Annotated in this window: 11 protein-coding genes; 3 read left to right on the top strand and 8 right to left on the bottom strand. The window is 63.1% G+C overall.

The window, feature by feature from the left end; all coding sequences use genetic code 11:
- From IB267_RS15420 to phnD, 8 genes are all read right to left on the bottom strand, one after another.
- Window positions 1–1,281 carry an HlyD family type I secretion periplasmic adaptor subunit gene (locus IB267_RS15420; RefSeq protein WP_192448398.1) on the bottom strand — a complete coding sequence of 427 codons (1,281 nt, stop codon included), beginning with the start codon at window positions 1,279–1,281 and terminating at the stop codon, window positions 1–3.
- 60 nt (window positions 1,282–1,341) lie between these two features.
- On the bottom strand, window positions 1,342–3,519 hold the full coding sequence (locus IB267_RS15415) for a type I secretion system permease/ATPase (RefSeq protein WP_192449227.1): 2,178 nt from the start codon (window positions 3,517–3,519) through the stop codon (window positions 1,342–1,344).
- Between the two features lie 34 nt (window positions 3,520–3,553).
- On the bottom strand, window positions 3,554–4,915 hold the full coding sequence (locus IB267_RS15410) for a TolC family outer membrane protein (protein ID WP_192449226.1): 1,362 nt from the start codon (window positions 4,913–4,915) through the stop codon (window positions 3,554–3,556).
- Window positions 4,916–5,358: 443 nt separating this feature from the next.
- Window positions 5,359–6,120 (bottom strand): diguanylate cyclase domain-containing protein, encoded by a 762-nt coding sequence (locus IB267_RS15405; RefSeq protein WP_192448397.1) that lies wholly within the window; start codon window positions 6,118–6,120, stop codon window positions 5,359–5,361.
- A gap of 247 nt (window positions 6,121–6,367) precedes the next feature.
- Window positions 6,368–7,534 (bottom strand): ABC transporter substrate-binding protein, encoded by a 1,167-nt coding sequence (locus IB267_RS15400; RefSeq protein WP_192448396.1) that lies wholly within the window; start codon window positions 7,532–7,534, stop codon window positions 6,368–6,370.
- Window positions 7,535–7,583: 49 nt separating this feature from the next.
- Window positions 7,584–8,666, bottom strand: a complete 1,083-nt coding sequence (locus IB267_RS15395; protein ID WP_192448395.1) for an ABC transporter ATP-binding protein — start codon at window positions 8,664–8,666, stop codon at window positions 7,584–7,586.
- Window positions 8,666–10,462, bottom strand: coding sequence for an iron ABC transporter permease (locus IB267_RS15390; RefSeq protein WP_192448394.1), 1,797 nt, complete (start codon window positions 10,460–10,462; stop codon window positions 8,666–8,668). The genes IB267_RS15395 and IB267_RS15390 overlap by 1 nt, the downstream gene beginning before the upstream one ends.
- A gap of 134 nt (window positions 10,463–10,596) precedes the next feature.
- Entirely contained in the window at window positions 10,597–11,559 is a 963-nt protein-coding gene (gene phnD, locus IB267_RS15385) for a phosphate/phosphite/phosphonate ABC transporter substrate-binding protein (protein WP_192448393.1), read from the bottom strand.
- Window positions 11,560–11,670: 111 nt separating this feature from the next.
- Here phnD and IB267_RS15380 point away from each other — a divergent pair, with 111 nt between their 5' ends.
- Genes IB267_RS15380 through IB267_RS15370 form a run of 3 tightly spaced genes read left to right on the top strand, consistent with a single transcriptional unit; the run spans window position 11,671 to window position 14,733 of the window.
- Entirely contained in the window at window positions 11,671–12,363 is a 693-nt protein-coding gene (locus IB267_RS15380; RefSeq protein WP_043620592.1) for a response regulator transcription factor, read from the top strand.
- Window positions 12,353–13,735, top strand: a complete 1,383-nt coding sequence (locus IB267_RS15375; RefSeq protein ID WP_192449315.1) for a sensor histidine kinase — start codon at window positions 12,353–12,355, stop codon at window positions 13,733–13,735. Before IB267_RS15380 ends, IB267_RS15375 begins: the two co-directional genes overlap by 11 nt.
- Window positions 13,732–14,733: an ABC transporter substrate-binding protein gene (locus IB267_RS15370; RefSeq protein ID WP_192448392.1), complete on the top strand. Its 1,002-nt coding sequence runs from the start codon at window positions 13,732–13,734 to the stop codon at window positions 14,731–14,733. The genes IB267_RS15375 and IB267_RS15370 overlap by 4 nt, the downstream gene beginning before the upstream one ends.
- Window positions 14,734–14,759 lie beyond the last annotated feature (26 nt).

Here is a 14,759-nt window from a genome sequence, read left to right as displayed (position 1 = left end):
TCAGCGCTCCCGCAGCGCTTCCTCGCGGGCCTTGTTGATCGGCTTCATCAGATAGGCCAGGATCGTCTTCTTGCCGGTCATGATGTCGACCGAGGCGATCATGCCCGGCATGATCGCATATTCGCGCCCATCCTTCACGAGGGCGGCCATGTCGGTTTTGACGCGCACGAGATAATAGGTCTCGCCGCTGTTCTGGTCGACGAGACTGTCGGCGCTGACGGTCTCAACAATTCCACCGAGCCCCCCATAGATCGAGAAATCATAGGCCGAGACCTTGATCAACGCCGGCTGTCCGGTGCGAACGAATGCGACGTCCCGTGGCGAAAGCCGCGCCTCGACAAGCAGCGTCTCCGACGTCGGCACGACGCCGCCGATCACCGCTCCGGGCGTCACATAGGCGCCGACCGTGTTGACATCGAGCGTATTGATGATGCCATCGACCGGCGAGCGAATGTCGGTATTGGCAACCCGGCTGGTGGCGCCGCGAATGGTCTCCTCGATCACTGAAAGCTGCGAAAGCGCCTCGGTTTTTTCCGCCAGGGCCTCCTGCTTCAGCTGCAGCGAGAGTTCGGTCACCTGCAGCGAAGCTTCCTTCAGCGCCGCCTCGAGCTTGCCGACCGATTCTTTCCAGAGCGCAAGCTGCCCCCTTGTGTCGGTCAGTTCCTTCTCGACCCGCAGCAGCTCCGTCTGCGCCACGAGCTTGCGCTTGGCCATCGGCTCCAGCAGTCCCTGCTCGCGCTCGGTGAGCAGCAGGCTTTCGCTCAGGCGGGTGATGTTGGCCTGAGCCTCCGCCAGCTCCTTCTGACGCTGGCCCTCACGGGCCTGCATGACCGACAGCTTGTTGTTGAAATTGCCGGCCTTGGCCTGAAGCAGTTGCTCCTCGTTGGCGCAGATGGCGGGTGCAACCTTGTTGACATCCTCCGGGCAGGTGTACTGGGTGTCGTAGGCCCCCGTCTCTTCCAGCGCCAGCCGTGCGATCTGTGCGCGCAGCGAGCGGGCCTTGGCTTCGAGCTCGCCGAGCGACGAGCCGCTTGCCGTATCGTCGAGCCGCAGGATCAGGTCACCACGGCGCACGACCTGGCCGGGCTGTACGGCGATCTCGCGCACGATACCGGGCTCGCTCGATTGAATGATCTGCGTTTTCGAGACGGGAATGACCTTGCCTTCGCCGCGGGCGATCTCGTCGACCTCGGCGATCGCCGCCCAGGCGACGAAGGAGCTGATCAACAGCCCGATCACCAACAGTCCGGCGCGCGCGGCCAGCGGCGGTTTCTCAGTCATCTCGGCGCCCTCCGAAACGCGGGGACCGGCATTGCTTCGCCGTGACGTGGAGAAGGTGGATCACAGCCCCGCTCCTTCCGCCGGTCCGGCAGGACCGGGACGCCGCTGCAACTGCTCGATGACCGCAGCCTTCGGCCCGTCGGCGACGATGCGCCCCCGGTCGAGCACCAGCAGCCGATCGACAAGGCTCAGCATGCTGTGGCGGTGCGTCGAGATCAAAAGGGTGACATCGCCGCTGAAGACGTTGGAAAGCTTGTTGATCAACTCGCGCTCGCTGGCGAGGTCCATCGCACCGGACGGCTCGTCCAGAAACACCACCTTCGGCTTGCGCAACAGTAGCCGGGCGATGGCGACCGCCTGACGCTGTCCGCCGGACAGCTGGGAACCGCGTTCGCCGACCGGCATGTCGTAGCCCCGCGGATGATGCGAGACGAACTCATCGACGCCGGCCAGCCTTGCAGCCGCAACCACCTCTTCGTCGCTGGCGGTCGGGTTCGCCATCAGCAGGTTTTCCTTGATGGTGCCGGAAAACAGGTCGGAATTCTGCGAGACGAACGAGACGGCCGAACGGACGACGGAGGGGTGCAACTGCCGGATATCGACGCCGTCGAGCAGGATGCGCCCGGCGCTCGGCGCATAGAGACCCGCCAAAAGTCGGCCGATCGTCGTCTTGCCCGAACCGATCCGGCCGATGATGCCGACACGCTCGCCGGCCTTGATGGTGACGTTCATGCCGCTGACCACCTTGTGGTCCGTTTGCGGGTAGGCGAAATCGAGATTTGTAAAAGTGATGCTGCCGTTGCGGATCTCGCGGTTGACGAAGCCAATCGTGTCCGGCCGGTCTTCCGGCTGCTCCATCACGGCATTGAGGATCCGCAGCGACAGAATGGCCTGCCGCAGCCGCGCCAGCGTCATGGCGATCTGGCCGAGCGGCGCGACGGCGCGGCCGGAAAGCATGCTTGCTGCAATGATCGCACCGGACGAAATCTTGCCCTCGGTAAATTGGTAAGCGCCAGCCACCACGATGCAGACCGTGACCAACTGCTGCACGAACTGCGTCGCATGCGAAGCCCAGGAGGAAATCTCCTTGATCTGCTCAGACGTGTTGGAAGAATGCTTGGCGAGCTCGTTCCAGCGGCGAAGCAGCTGCTTTTCCGAATGCAACGTCTTCACCGTCTCGATCGCGCTGATCGTTTCAACCAAAAGTGCCTGACGCTGGGCCGATTCATTCGACGCGGCGGCGACACGGTTGCCGATCTTGTACTGCGCGACATAGCCGATCAGGAGGCTGAAGATGAAGGCGACCGCCGGGATGATGGCGATCCAGCCCGCCACCGCGTAGACGGCTGCGATGAAGACGAAGACGAACAGACTGTCGATGATCGTGCTGAGCGTGTTCGACGTGAAGAACTCCCGAACGAATTCGTACTGCATCGCCCGGTTGGCATATTCGCCGGTCGAAGGCGGCCGCGACGCCATGGTCGCGTGCAGGATCTTCTCGAACAGCATATAGGAGAGCTTCAGGTCCGCCTTGCGGCCGGCATAGTCGATCAGCGCCGCGCGCACCGTCTTCAAAAGGAAGTCGAAGAGAATGGCGGTGCTGATGCCGAACGCCAGCACCCAAAGCGTCGCGATCGCCTTGTTCGGCAGGATGCGATCGTAGACGTTCATCGTGAAGAGCGGGGCTGCAAGCGCCAGCACATTGATGAAGAACGCAGCGATGGCCACCTGCACATAGGCCTGCCAGAACGGCTTGACCGTGGCGGTCAGCCAGTGGCGGCGATCGATGTTGCGCGCCTCGCCGACGCCGCGCCCGGACGCGGTATTGAGGTAAGTGGCCGAGAAGGACAAGGCATAGGCAAGCCCGCCGACGTCGAGGTCGGAAAGCCTTATCGGCATCTCGCTGGGCGCAGCCAGCCTGTTGGAAAGGCTCAAAGTACCGTCGGGCGCCTCTTCCAGAAGCGCCATGGCACGGCCATCGCGAAAGACGAGCAGCAACGGATAGACGAAATCCCGATTGCCGATCACGCGCGCCGAAACGGGCTCCGTTTCCAGGCCGACCCGCTCGGCAATACGGGACACGTCCTCGGCGCTCGGCAACCGAGGGTCGAAGGGGACGTCTGAATAGAGCACGCTGTCTGACGAGGGGCGGTTCAAGAAGATGCATATCTCCTTGAACGCCTCGGAAAAGCCGGTCAGAGACGGGCCAATCTGCACATGCCTGTCAATGCCTTGCATCACCACCGATTGTGTCCACCCTGACGAGGACTATTCATTTCTGCCGGATCGGCGCCAACAGGTCGAGCGGCAGATCGTTCGTCTGGCGCGACGGCACACGGCGATAGGTTTCTGTGGCGGGCGCATCCGGGACATTGAACTCATTGCGCGCATAGGCTTCCGCCTGCGCCGGCGCCTTGATCTTCATGGTCGGCAATAGCTGGCCTGTTGCCGCCAGCAGCCGGTACTCGGCAAACAGCGCTGCATACTGCGCGGTCTTCGCGAGAACGCTGACGTTGAAACGCGAATTCTGCGCACCGAGCACGTCGAGCAGCGAACGCTGGCCGACTTTGAGCTGCTCGCGATAAGATTCGACGAGCTGCACGTTCATCTGCGCCTGCTGGTTCAACGTGCGGGCGATGTCGTACTGGCTGCCGCGGCGCTCCCAGGAGATGCGCACGGCTTCCTCAACCTCGCGATGCGCCTGGTGGAAGACCAGGCGCTGCTCGCTTGCGCGGCGCATCTGCTCCTGCTCGTTGGCGACATCGATGCCGCCACGATAGAGGTTCCACTTCGCGACGATCCGGCCCTGGGCGTCCCAGGTATTGCCGGTCGAACCGTCGATATCGTTGCCCGTGCGTACGCGACCCTCGGCGAAGACTTCAGGCAGCATGTTCGAACGCGCCGCCTTGACCTGCGAGTCCGCGACGTTGATGTCGGAATCGGCGGCCTTGATCCGCGGATTGTTGGTGCGGGCAATCCCGATCGCCGTCTCCAGCGTCTTCGGCAGCGCGCCGGCGACCGACTTCGGCATGGATGGATTGGTGAGCGGCTGTCCGACTAGGCGGTTGAAGCTGATCTTGACCGTATCGAAGGCTTCTTCCGCCTCCTGTAGGCGCGCCTTGGCCGCAAGCAACCGTTCGCTTGCCTGCTGGCGGTCCGCCTCGGTGAGGGCGCCGCCCGAAATCAGCGAGCTGATATCCGACAGGATCGACTGGTGCACGCCGACGTTCTTGCGCGCTTCGGCAACGATCTGCTGCTGGAGAATATATTCGAAATACTCGCGCACGATCTGCAAACCGATCGTCTCGGAGCGCTCCAACACGCGGAAGGAGGCGCTGTCGACGCGCGCTGCCTGACGCTCGAGTTCAGCGCGACGGCCACCGCCATCGAAGAGTTTCTGCGTGATGGTCAGTCCAACGTCGGAAGGATAGAGCGGATCGTTCTCGATCGAACCAAGGCGACGGCTGCTGTCTTCGAGATGGCGCACACCAGTCGAGGCTTCGACGTCGACACTTGGCAGATAGAGGCCACGTGCCTGCCGCAGTTCGAATTCGATCGCCTCACGGTTCTCGATCGACTGACCGATTTCCGGATTCGATTCCATCGCGATCTGAAGCGCTTCCCTCAGCGTCATCGCTTCCGCAGCACCACCCGCAAATACCGTCGACGCGAGCAGAATGGAAAGCAGCCCGCCCCCAATAAATTTCCCCACTTTCAAGTCTATCCCCCTCAGTACGCCATGCTGGTTAATCCAAGCCTACGTCGCAACTGCCTTAATTATCGACAGATAATACAGAGGTAATATAAAGCAGGGACCAATTTTGGGGTGATCCCGAAAAGCCTCAAGCTTTCGCACGGCTATGTTGCAAAAATGGAACAACAGTGTTGCGCCGAAAGATTCCAGTAACCTATTGAAATAAAATAGGCCCCACGACCGCACCGCTGATCACAAAAACCCCGTCGCAACAATGGGGTCAAGCGCACCGCAACCCTAACGCGATCTAAAGGCCTAACCTCAGCCGCTGCGAGCGATCGTTGCCTATCACCCCCGACGCAAGCAACGTCACGACCTATCCTTCAGGCCGAAGGCAAGCGTACGAAGTCAACACGCTGGGTCCCCTCGCCGGCGACCATCACCGTCTCGGAGGCTGCAGCCCGGCGCAGGCGTTCCAGATCGACGCCGCCATCGAACAAGGCGCCGCCGACGCTGAGTTCGAGGTCGACCTTGCTGCCATCGGCAGAGAAATGGGCGGACGACAGCGCCTTCGTCAGGCGGTTGGACACATGTTCCGCATCGGTCTCCGTTGCGCCCACAAGCAACACGTCGAAACTGGCGGGACCGGTTCGGGCGACGATATCGTCGCGACGAACGGACGTGCTGATCGTCGAGGCGACGAATTGCAGCAGTTCCTCGCTCCAGGACGGACCGAAAGCGGTTCCGACGTCATCGAGATTGTTGATGCGCAAATGGATGAGCGCGCCATGCAGTTCCTCGCCGGCATGCTGGCGGCGGCGTTCGAGGCCATTGACCTGCTGGACGAGCCCGCGACCGGTCACGCAGCCTGTCGTGGCGTCATGGGCGACGACGTGATTGATCTGGTTGCGCAGGCGTTGCGCCCGCCGAAACTGTGTCGCGGCCAAAACGATCAGCGGCACGCCCATCAAAAGGGAGATCAGCGCGGCACCGACAACGGCAGCCGCATAGGGCTGGTCGACCAGGGCGACCAGGCTGAGATAGACCAGGAGCTGGGCAAGCACGGCAAATCCAACAATGCCACCGACGGCATATCGCGCGATCCGCCAATCTTTCTGCCCGTTGAACTGCACGTCTCTTTGCATGCCTCGCTCCCGATTCACGAATGACGATCGGTCTAGCGCGAGTTTATGGATTTTCCATTTCGATGGTACCTACAACTTTATGCAGTGCGCAGGTTCTGGGCAAAAATGCACCAAAACGGGAAGCATTTTTCCGCCGCTGTGCCCGATGGGGCGCGCTCCGGCCGTCTGAGGCGAGGCACCTCACCCCTCATACAACACCGCGCCGGGGACGGAAAATAGTCCCCGGCGCGGTGCGACGTTGGTTTGCTTATCGCGAATTGACGATCCAGAAGTCCTGCCAATCCTGCAGCTTGGCGAAATCGGCCTCCGAGGTCTCGGAATGCGGGACGTGCAGTTCATGCACGACGTCGATGACGCCGGAGGCTTCTTCCTTCGGAATTTTCGCTTCCTGGTTGGAGGAGATCTTGCCGTCGGCGAGCTGCGGCGCCATGCCCTCTTCGGTCATCATGAAGTGAACGAAGAGCTTGGCCGCGTTCGGATGCTTCGAGCCCGAAGCGATAACCGCCACGCGCGGGGTCAGCTGTCCGACCCAGGGCTTCAGGCCGGCGCAGATGCCCATGCCGTAGCCATTCTTCTTCGCGTCACGGAAGATGGCCGAGCTCAGGAAGCCCATGAACGGTTTTTCCTGTCCGGCCGCACCGATGATCGGGCCGACATCGGTATCGCTGCGGGTCACGCTCGGCTTGTTCTTGGCCAGGCGCTTGACCCATTCGGCCGTTGCGCTTGCCTCTTCCGTTTCGAGCGGTTTGCCGAAGAAGGCCTCGTAGGCCTTGCGCATCGCCTCGTCGTCATGGGTTTCGATCTGGTTGAACCAGAACATCGTCTCGTTGCGCAGCAGCGGATCGGGAATGGCGACGCGGCCCTTCCAGTCTTCCGTCGTCAGCGCCCAGACGTTGTCGATCGGGCATTTGTCGCCATGCACGTCGGTGCTGTAGGCCCAGACCCAGGGGTTGAGGCTGGTGATCGCGGGCGTCTGGTACTGGACCGGAACGACCTCCTTCAGGTCCGGCGGCATCCAGCTGACACCGGCGCCCTGTGCAATGATTTCCGTGGTGACCGAGGGAAGATTGCTCATGTTGAAGACGTCGGAGCGAACGCTGCCTGCAACCGCTTCACGCAGGATGACCTGCTGCTGGTCCTGGCCGCTGAGCTTCACGCCGGTCGCCTGGATGCCGTACTTCGCCGTGAAGTTCTCGGCCATGGAAACGATCTTGCCGGTCGCATCGACGACGGTGATCGGTCCTTCCTTCTTGGCCGCCTCGATCAGCGCCTCCAGCGTGTAGTCGGCATCGGAAATGCCGAGCTCGGCTGCGTCCTGCGCTGCCGCGGGTGCGGCGAGCGCCACCAGCGACACGCCGGCCAGAATGGCGCGGCGAACGGACTTTGGCAGTCTACCCTCTTGTATTGACAGCATTTTATCCTCCTTACGATCAATTGCTCTGTCGGTACGGGATTGCTTCGTCTCAGGCGGCGATGCGCCGGCCCTCGGTATCGAAGATGTGCAGGTGATGGGGTTCGGCGTGGAAGAACACGGTGTCGCCGCGGGCAGCCGCCGGCAGCTCGCCGGCGATCGCGAAGAACTGTTCGCCGTCGACCGAGAGCTCGACGATCCAGCTTCCGCCGGTTGGCACCACTTCGACGACCCTCGCCTCCTTTGCGCCTTCCACCTTGGTGCGCGCCAGGCGCACGGATTCCGGGCGGATGCCGACGGAGCCCGCCGGCTGCGGCAATGTCCTTGAAGCCAGTTGGCCCCGCATCCAGGCGACCAGGGCGCCGGATCGCTCGCTGCCAAGCTCGATGATGTTGATCGGCAGGTTGCCGACGAATTCGGCGACGAAGCGGTTGGCCGGGCGCTCGTAGATGTCGTCGGGCGTGCCGAGCTGCTGCAGCTCGCCCTCGCTCATGACGGCAATGGTGGTCGCGAGCGTCATCGCCTCCCACTGGTCGTGGGTCACGAAGACGATGGTGGAACCGAGCTCCTGATGGATCCGCTTGAGTTCCGCCCGCATTTCCAGGCGCAGCTTGGCGTCGAGGTTCGACAGCGGTTCGTCGAGCAGGATGATGTCGGGCTTTAGTGCCAGCATGCGGGCGAGTGCCACGCGTTGCTGCTGGCCGCCGGAAAGCTGCGACGGCAGGCGTGTGCGGTAGCGGTCGATCGCGAGTTTTTCGAGGACCTCGGCGATGATCGCGTCGCGCTCGGGCTTGGCGACTTTGCGCAGCTTCAGCCCGAACTCGATGTTCTGTTCCACCGTCATGTGCGGCCAGAGCGCATAGTTCTGGAAGACCAGGCCGAGGCCGCGTTTTTCCGCCGGCACGTAGATGCCGTCTTCAACCGACACGATGGTGCGGTCACCCAGGTGAATCTGGCCGGCCGTCGGATGCTCGAGGCCGGCGATCATGCGCAGCGTCGTCGTCTTGCCGCAGCCGGACGGGCCGAGGAGGCAGAGGAAATCGGATTTCGGAATCTCGATGCTCAACCGCTCGACAGCTGCCTGTACCGTGTTGCCGTAGCTCTTTCTGACATCGCGGATGCTGATGCTTGACATTACTTGCCTCCCAAACCGTCGGACAATTTGCTTTTTGTGAGTTTCTGGACGATCAGCGTGCCGCCGAAGGCGATGATGCAGATCATCAGCACCACGGCGTTGGCCGCCTGGCCGTAGCCGTAGTCGACCAGCCTGAGCGCATAGGTCGTCAGCACGTCGGTCCCGGGGACGGCGAGCACCACGACGAGGCTCAGTCCCTTGATGCCGGAAATGAAGGGCAGCAGGATTCCGGTGACGAGCGCGCCCTTCTGGATCGGCACGACCACCGATGCGAGCCGCCGAAACCAGCCGGCACCGGCAATCCGGGCCGCCTCTTCCGGATCACGCCCGAGCTGCATCATCGCCGAGATACCGGCACGCGAGGCAAAGGGCATCTGGTCCGCAAGGATCGCCAGCACCAGAATGATCGGCGTACCGTAGAGTGCGGGAACGGGTCCGCGCTGAACGGCGAACATCGAGAGATAGGCGGCGGCAAAGGCTATTCCCGGCACCAGATACGGCAGGAACGTCACTTGCCGCAGGAACGTGGCAATCATCGTCGAGGACGTGCGGGTAACGGCATAGCCGACGAGGAGCCCGAGGAAGCCTGCGCCGGCAGCAGCCGAACCGACGATCCAGAGCGTATTCCACGTCGCCTGCCAGAATTCCGGCGTCAGGAGGATGCCCTGCTTGAGCGCCGTGGTGCCGAGATCGGAGCCGATCCAGTAGGCGAGCGTGAAGTTGTCGAGCGCAAAGACGCCGGGCACCTTCATCACCGTGGTCATGGCGAGCGCCAGCAACGGAACGACCGCGCTGAGCAGGAAGACCAGCGTGGCGAGCCCCGCTGCAGGCAACCGGTAACCCCGCAGCGACGTCGTGCGGTCCATCGACCCCTTCGAGCCGATGACCACGAAACGGCGTGCTTCCTTCAGCAGATACATGTCGAGCGTGATCGAGATGGTGCCGAGCACGACGATGGTCAAAGCGAGGATCGCGCCCATGCCGGTCTGGCTGGTGGAGATGGCGCGAAACAGCGAGGTCGCCAGCACGTCGTAGCCGACGGGAACGCCGAGGATATAGGCAACGCCGAAGTCACCGAGACATTTGGCGAAGATCAGCGTGCAGGCCGAAACCAGCGACGGCAGCATCAGTGGCAGGATGATCTTGCGGGCGATCACGCCGTTGCCGGCGCCGATGACACGGGCGGAATCCTCGAGCGTCGAATCGAACTGCCGCAACGCATTGCCGAACAGCAGGATGACGAAGGGCGTATAGTGCAAGGCCAGGATCAGCGTGATCGGCAAGGCGCCGTAGGCGAGCCAGTCAGGCGGGGCGAAGCCGAGCGCTTCCATCCAGCTCGGCTGTCCGCCGGTGGTCCGGTTCTTGAAGAGCGTCTGCCACGCAAGAGCAAAGGTCCAGGACGGCAGCATGTAGGGGATGATCAGTACGGTGGCGAACCACTTCTTGCCGGGCATGTCGGTTCGACTGATCAGCCAGGCCATCGGGATGCCGACCACCAGCGCGACCGCGATCGCACCGAGGGCAATGGTCCCGGTGTGGAAAAGCGGCTGCCAGAAGACGTCGGTGGCGATCTTCGACAGGAAGACGCGGTTGAAATAGTAAAGCGTCAGCTCGCCGATCGATTGCCCGGAGCGGGCCTGGTCGGCGAACTGCACGAAGAACGCGTCCGAAAGCAGGAGCAGGATGGGCGCGGCAATCAGATAGGCGAACAGCACGACCAGAGCGACGCCCACCATCGTGGTGGGGTCCTGGTTGTGGACCCTGTAGTTGTAAATGGCTTTGCCAAAGTTTCGCATAGCAATCCCGTGGGTTGGAAGCCGCACAGCAGCCTCGGGCGGGTTGGCCCGGCCTGCGGTGACGTTTTGTGGTAGGCGCGCGACAGGGCCTGCGCACGCGGCGCATCGGTCTTCCGTCGGGCTGTTGGATGAGGTCAGAAAGTGGAAGCGCCGGCCTTGTCGATGACCTCGCGCACGCTTGCCCAATCCCGATCGTAGCGGATCGGGAGGAAGCGCTCGTCGCCGTGAAACTCGCTCTTCATTTCCGCGGTGAACTCGAAGTCGAAGAAACACCGCTTCATCGCCGCGACCAGCGGCGGGGCGAGATCATGCGCATAGGCAAAGGACGACGTCGGAAAGATGCCGCTGGTGAAGATGACGCGCAGGTCTTCGCGCTTGACCATCCGCCGCTCGATCAAACGTTCCAACACGTCGGACGCGACGGCCGCCATGTCGTAGTCACCCGAGATCACGCCGAGAATGGACTTGTCATGACCGCCGGACATGATCGGCGCATAGTCCTCCCCCGGACTCAGGCCTTCGCCCGGGAAAAGCGCGCGCGGCGCCAAGTGCCCTGAGTTCGAGAACGCGGACGCGTGCGCCACGCGCCGCCCCTTGAGATCGGAGAGGGTCTTGAACGAGGAGTCGGCGCGAACGATGGCAATCAGATTGTAGCCGCGCACCACATTGCCGATGCCTTTTGCGGCAAAGGGAACGGCGCCGGCGCGATTGACCGCCTCGACCGTCGGTCCGGTCGAAAAGCCGGCGAAGTGGAGCCGCCCGGAGCGCATGGCTTCGATCTCCGCCTTGCTCGACTGCACCGGGTAATAGACGATCTGGCGACCGAGACAGGCGCCGAGATGGGTGGTGAAATCCTTGAACAGGCTGGCGTAGATGGCCGGCTCCTCGATCGGAGCATAGGCCCAGACGAGCGTCTGCGGATCCCGCCATTTCGAAGGGTCTGTCGGCGCATCGGCAACGAAGTCCTTGTCGGCGTCGCAGTAGCGCTCGTCGAGATCGGAGCTTGTCCCGCAACCGGCTTTCGCCGTTGTCGACACGGGCAACAGCAGCACGCACGCCAATGCGAGGCCGGCCAAAAACAGCCTGTGCGCGTTCATGTCTACCCCTCCCCGAAGCTCCGCTCTCCCGGCGAAAGCTTCATAGTTCTCATCTGCTTTTGATCTGTGTATGGGAGTATCACTGTCACAATCCTGTCACCTGGAAACGCGATGCGCATTCTCCTGATCGAAGACACCCCCGACATCGCCTTTGCCATTTCCATGCGCCTGGAAAAGGAAGGCTACGAGGTCACGACCGCGTTCGACGGCGCGGAAGGAGAGCGGCTCGCCCTCAACGCCTCGCACGATCTGGTGATCCTCGACATCAACCTGCCGAAGCGGGACGGCTTCGCCATCCTGAGTGCCATGCGCCAGGGTGGGCTGACGCGTCCCGTCATCGTCATCACCGCCCGCAACCAGGTGGCCGACAAGGTCGACCTGCTCGAATTAGGCGCTGACGACTATCTGGTCAAACCCTTCGACCTGCACGAGCTCGTTGCGCGCATTCGGGCCGTCTCCCGCCGGCACCTGGGGGCGGCGCAATCGGTTCTGCGCTTGGGCTCGATCTCCATCGACCTTTCGGCCCGCGCGGTGATGCTCGAAGGCCGCCCGCTCGACCTCGGCCGCCGCGAATTCGACGTGCTGGAGGCCTTGGCGACCCGCGCCGGCACGACGGTCAATAAGGAGCAGTTGGTCGTAAAGCTCTTCGGCTATGAGGACACGGGCACGCCGAATGCCGTCGAGTTGCTGGTTTCCCGGGTGCGCCGGAAGCTCGAGGACTGCGACATCGAGATCGTCACGCATCGCGGCGTGGGCTACATGCTGCGCCAGCGCACCGGGAGCGGCGCAAGCGGTGCGGTCTGACTATTCCATCGAGCGCCGCATTCTGTTCAGCGGCGCTGCCCTGCTCATCATCATCGGGCTTTTCCTGTACTGGATGGTGCGCTGGAATGCGCACAACGCGGCCGAAGAAGCCTTCGACCGGGTGCTTGGCGCGGCCGCACTTTCGATTGCCGACACGGTCTCTATCGAAGACGGCACCGCAAGCGTCGACCTGCCGCATTCCGCCTTCGCCATCCTCGGCACATCCCGGCTCAATCGCATCTTCTACCGGGTGGCGGCCCCAGACGGCACGATCATCACCGGCTCGCCGATCCTCGGCCTGGAGATCCCGCACGGCACGGGACCGCAGTTGCGGCTGGCCGACAGCACCTACAGGGGCGAGCGGATCCGCATCGCCGCCGTCGCCCGCTACAGCACCGACGCAGCCGGCGGCGGCTGGGTCGACGTTCTCGTCGGCGAGACCCGCGAGGCGCGCGATCAGCTCGGGCTGCACCTGACCTTCAACGCGGCCCTTCCTGCGATCGCCGTTTCCGTGCTGGCATTCCTGCTGATCTGGCTGGCGGTCCGCCAGGCTTTCGCACCGCTGAGAACGGTCGAGGCCGATTTGCGCCACCGAGCTTCGTCTGATCTGAGCCCGGTGTCCGGCCCAGTGCCAAGGGAGGTGAGCGCGTTGATCTCTGCGCTGAACGACTTCATGGGCCGGCTCGATTCCGTGCTTGTCGGCTTAAAGAGCGTGACGGCCGACGCCGCCCATCAGTTGCGCACGCCGCTGACCGCCTTGCGCGCACTTGCAGAACTTTCGATCGACGAAGCGCCGGCGGGCAGATTGCGTGACATTCTCGGCCGCATCCACGCCAACTCGGTCAACGCAAGCGTTCTCGCAAACCAGCTTCTGTCGGATGCAAGCACGCTGCACGGCATTGAATCGCGTCTGCGCGAGACCCTCGACATGCGCCTCGTTGTGCGGGAGGCCATCCGTCGCCTGCAGGCCGAAGGCTCCTATCCCGCCCTCGACGACATGCTCACGCTTAACCTGCCCAGCAACGCCGTCGAGATCGAGGCAGAGGCCGTCAGCCTACGCGAGATGATACGCAACATCATCGAAAACGCGCTGGTGCACGCGCCGGGAACTATCGAGGTCACCGTTACGGAGGCGGATCGCCTGGTCCGTTTCGTTGTTTCCGATCGGGGGCCCGGAATTCCCATGGAGATGCGCAAGCAAATGTTCGAACGTTTTTCCCGCGCCGACAGCAGCAAACCGGGCTCTGGCCTTGGGCTCGCCATTGCCAGAACCGTCGCGGAAGCCATGGGCGGCAGCATCAGCCTCGACGATCGGGATGGAGGCGGGTTGTCGGTCGCGGTTTGCCTGCCCAAGGGAGGAATTCCGGCATGATCGTTCGCTTCACGCTCATGCTTCTTGTCGCATTCTTTGCCGCATCGGCTCCGGCGCGGGCTGCTCCGGAACGTCTGACCATCGTCGGGGTCGATGCACAGCCGACGATGCAGCCGCTGCTCGACGCCCTTCGGGCCGACATGCCGCACACAAAGGGCCAGTACAGGCAGGCGCGGCCGAGCCAGATCATTTCGCGGCTGCTGGCGGGCGTCGATGACGCCGACCCGATCGACGTGCTCGTGCTGCCAACGCCGGATCTTGCCGTTTACCTCGCCAACGAAGGCAGTGTCTCGCGGCATGGCGCTTCGGCGCTCAAACACCGGCCGCAGCAACAGGCCCACTGGCGCAGCGAAGTCTTCAGCATCGGCTACGACCCGGCGGTCTTTGTCGTGCGCAAGGGCGCGCTGGCACCGTCCGACGTCCCGCGGACCCGAACCGAACTCGCGCGTACGCTGGAGCAGAACCGCGCGCGCCTGCTGCGCCGGGTCGGGCTGGTCAACATCGGCATCGACGATGTCAGCTATGCCTTCGCCTCGCAGGAGGCGCTTCGATCGCCGCTCTTCTGGCGCATATCCCGCGCTGTCGGTGCATCGCAGGCCCGCATGTTCGACAGCAACGAGGAACTGCTGCAGGCGATGGCGGAAGGCCACATCGACATCGGCTACAACGTGCCCCTGTCCGCCGTGCGCAAATGGATGCGCAAGACCGCATCGATCGAGATGGTCATCCCTGAAGACTACGTGCTGGCGCTGCCCTGGACGGCATTGATCCCGGAGAAGGCCCGCAATCGCTCGACCGCCGGCGATGTGGTCGATTTCCTGCTTTCCGATCGCGCCGACCGCGCGCTCGAACAGGTCGGCCTGACCCGGTCGCGCGACCTCGACACGATGAAGAACGTGCAATTCATCGAATTGGGACCGGAGCTGCTCGTCTATCTCGACGCCGTCAAGCGCAGCCGATTCCTCGACACATGGTTCCAGCTCGTCATCCAGGACTGAATAGCGAGACGTTGGGGCGACGCTCG

Origin of the sequence: Ensifer sp. ENS09 (assembly GCF_014852425.1) — a bacterium.
Lineage (GTDB): Bacteria > Pseudomonadota > Alphaproteobacteria > Rhizobiales > Rhizobiaceae > Ensifer.
Note: the sequence above shows the minus strand (reverse complement) of the source record. Positions and strands in the feature narration are given on the sequence as shown.

Coding starts and splice junctions, on each gene's coding strand:
- IB267_RS15390 (WP_192448394.1), bottom strand. CDS start 10,462: ATGCGAAACTTTGGCAAAGCCATTTACAACTACAGGGTCCACAACCAG.
- IB267_RS15410 (WP_192449226.1), bottom strand. CDS start 4,915: ATGACGCTGAGGGAAGCGCTTCAGATCGCGATGGAATCGAATCCGGAA.
- phnD (WP_192448393.1), bottom strand. CDS start 11,559: ATGAACGCGCACAGGCTGTTTTTGGCCGGCCTCGCATTGGCGTGCGTG.
- IB267_RS15380 (WP_043620592.1), top strand. CDS start 11,671: ATGCGCATTCTCCTGATCGAAGACACCCCCGACATCGCCTTTGCCATT.
- IB267_RS15405 (WP_192448397.1), bottom strand. CDS start 6,120: ATGCAAAGAGACGTGCAGTTCAACGGGCAGAAAGATTGGCGGATCGCG.
- IB267_RS15400 (WP_192448396.1), bottom strand. CDS start 7,534: ATGCTGTCAATACAAGAGGGTAGACTGCCAAAGTCCGTTCGCCGCGCC.
- IB267_RS15395 (WP_192448395.1), bottom strand. CDS start 8,666: ATGTCAAGCATCAGCATCCGCGATGTCAGAAAGAGCTACGGCAACACG.
- IB267_RS15370 (WP_192448392.1), top strand. CDS start 13,732: ATGATCGTTCGCTTCACGCTCATGCTTCTTGTCGCATTCTTTGCCGCA.
- IB267_RS15420 (WP_192448398.1), bottom strand. CDS start 1,281: ATGACTGAGAAACCGCCGCTGGCCGCGCGCGCCGGACTGTTGGTGATC.
- IB267_RS15415 (WP_192449227.1), bottom strand. CDS start 3,519: ATGCAAGGCATTGACAGGCATGTGCAGATTGGCCCGTCTCTGACCGGC.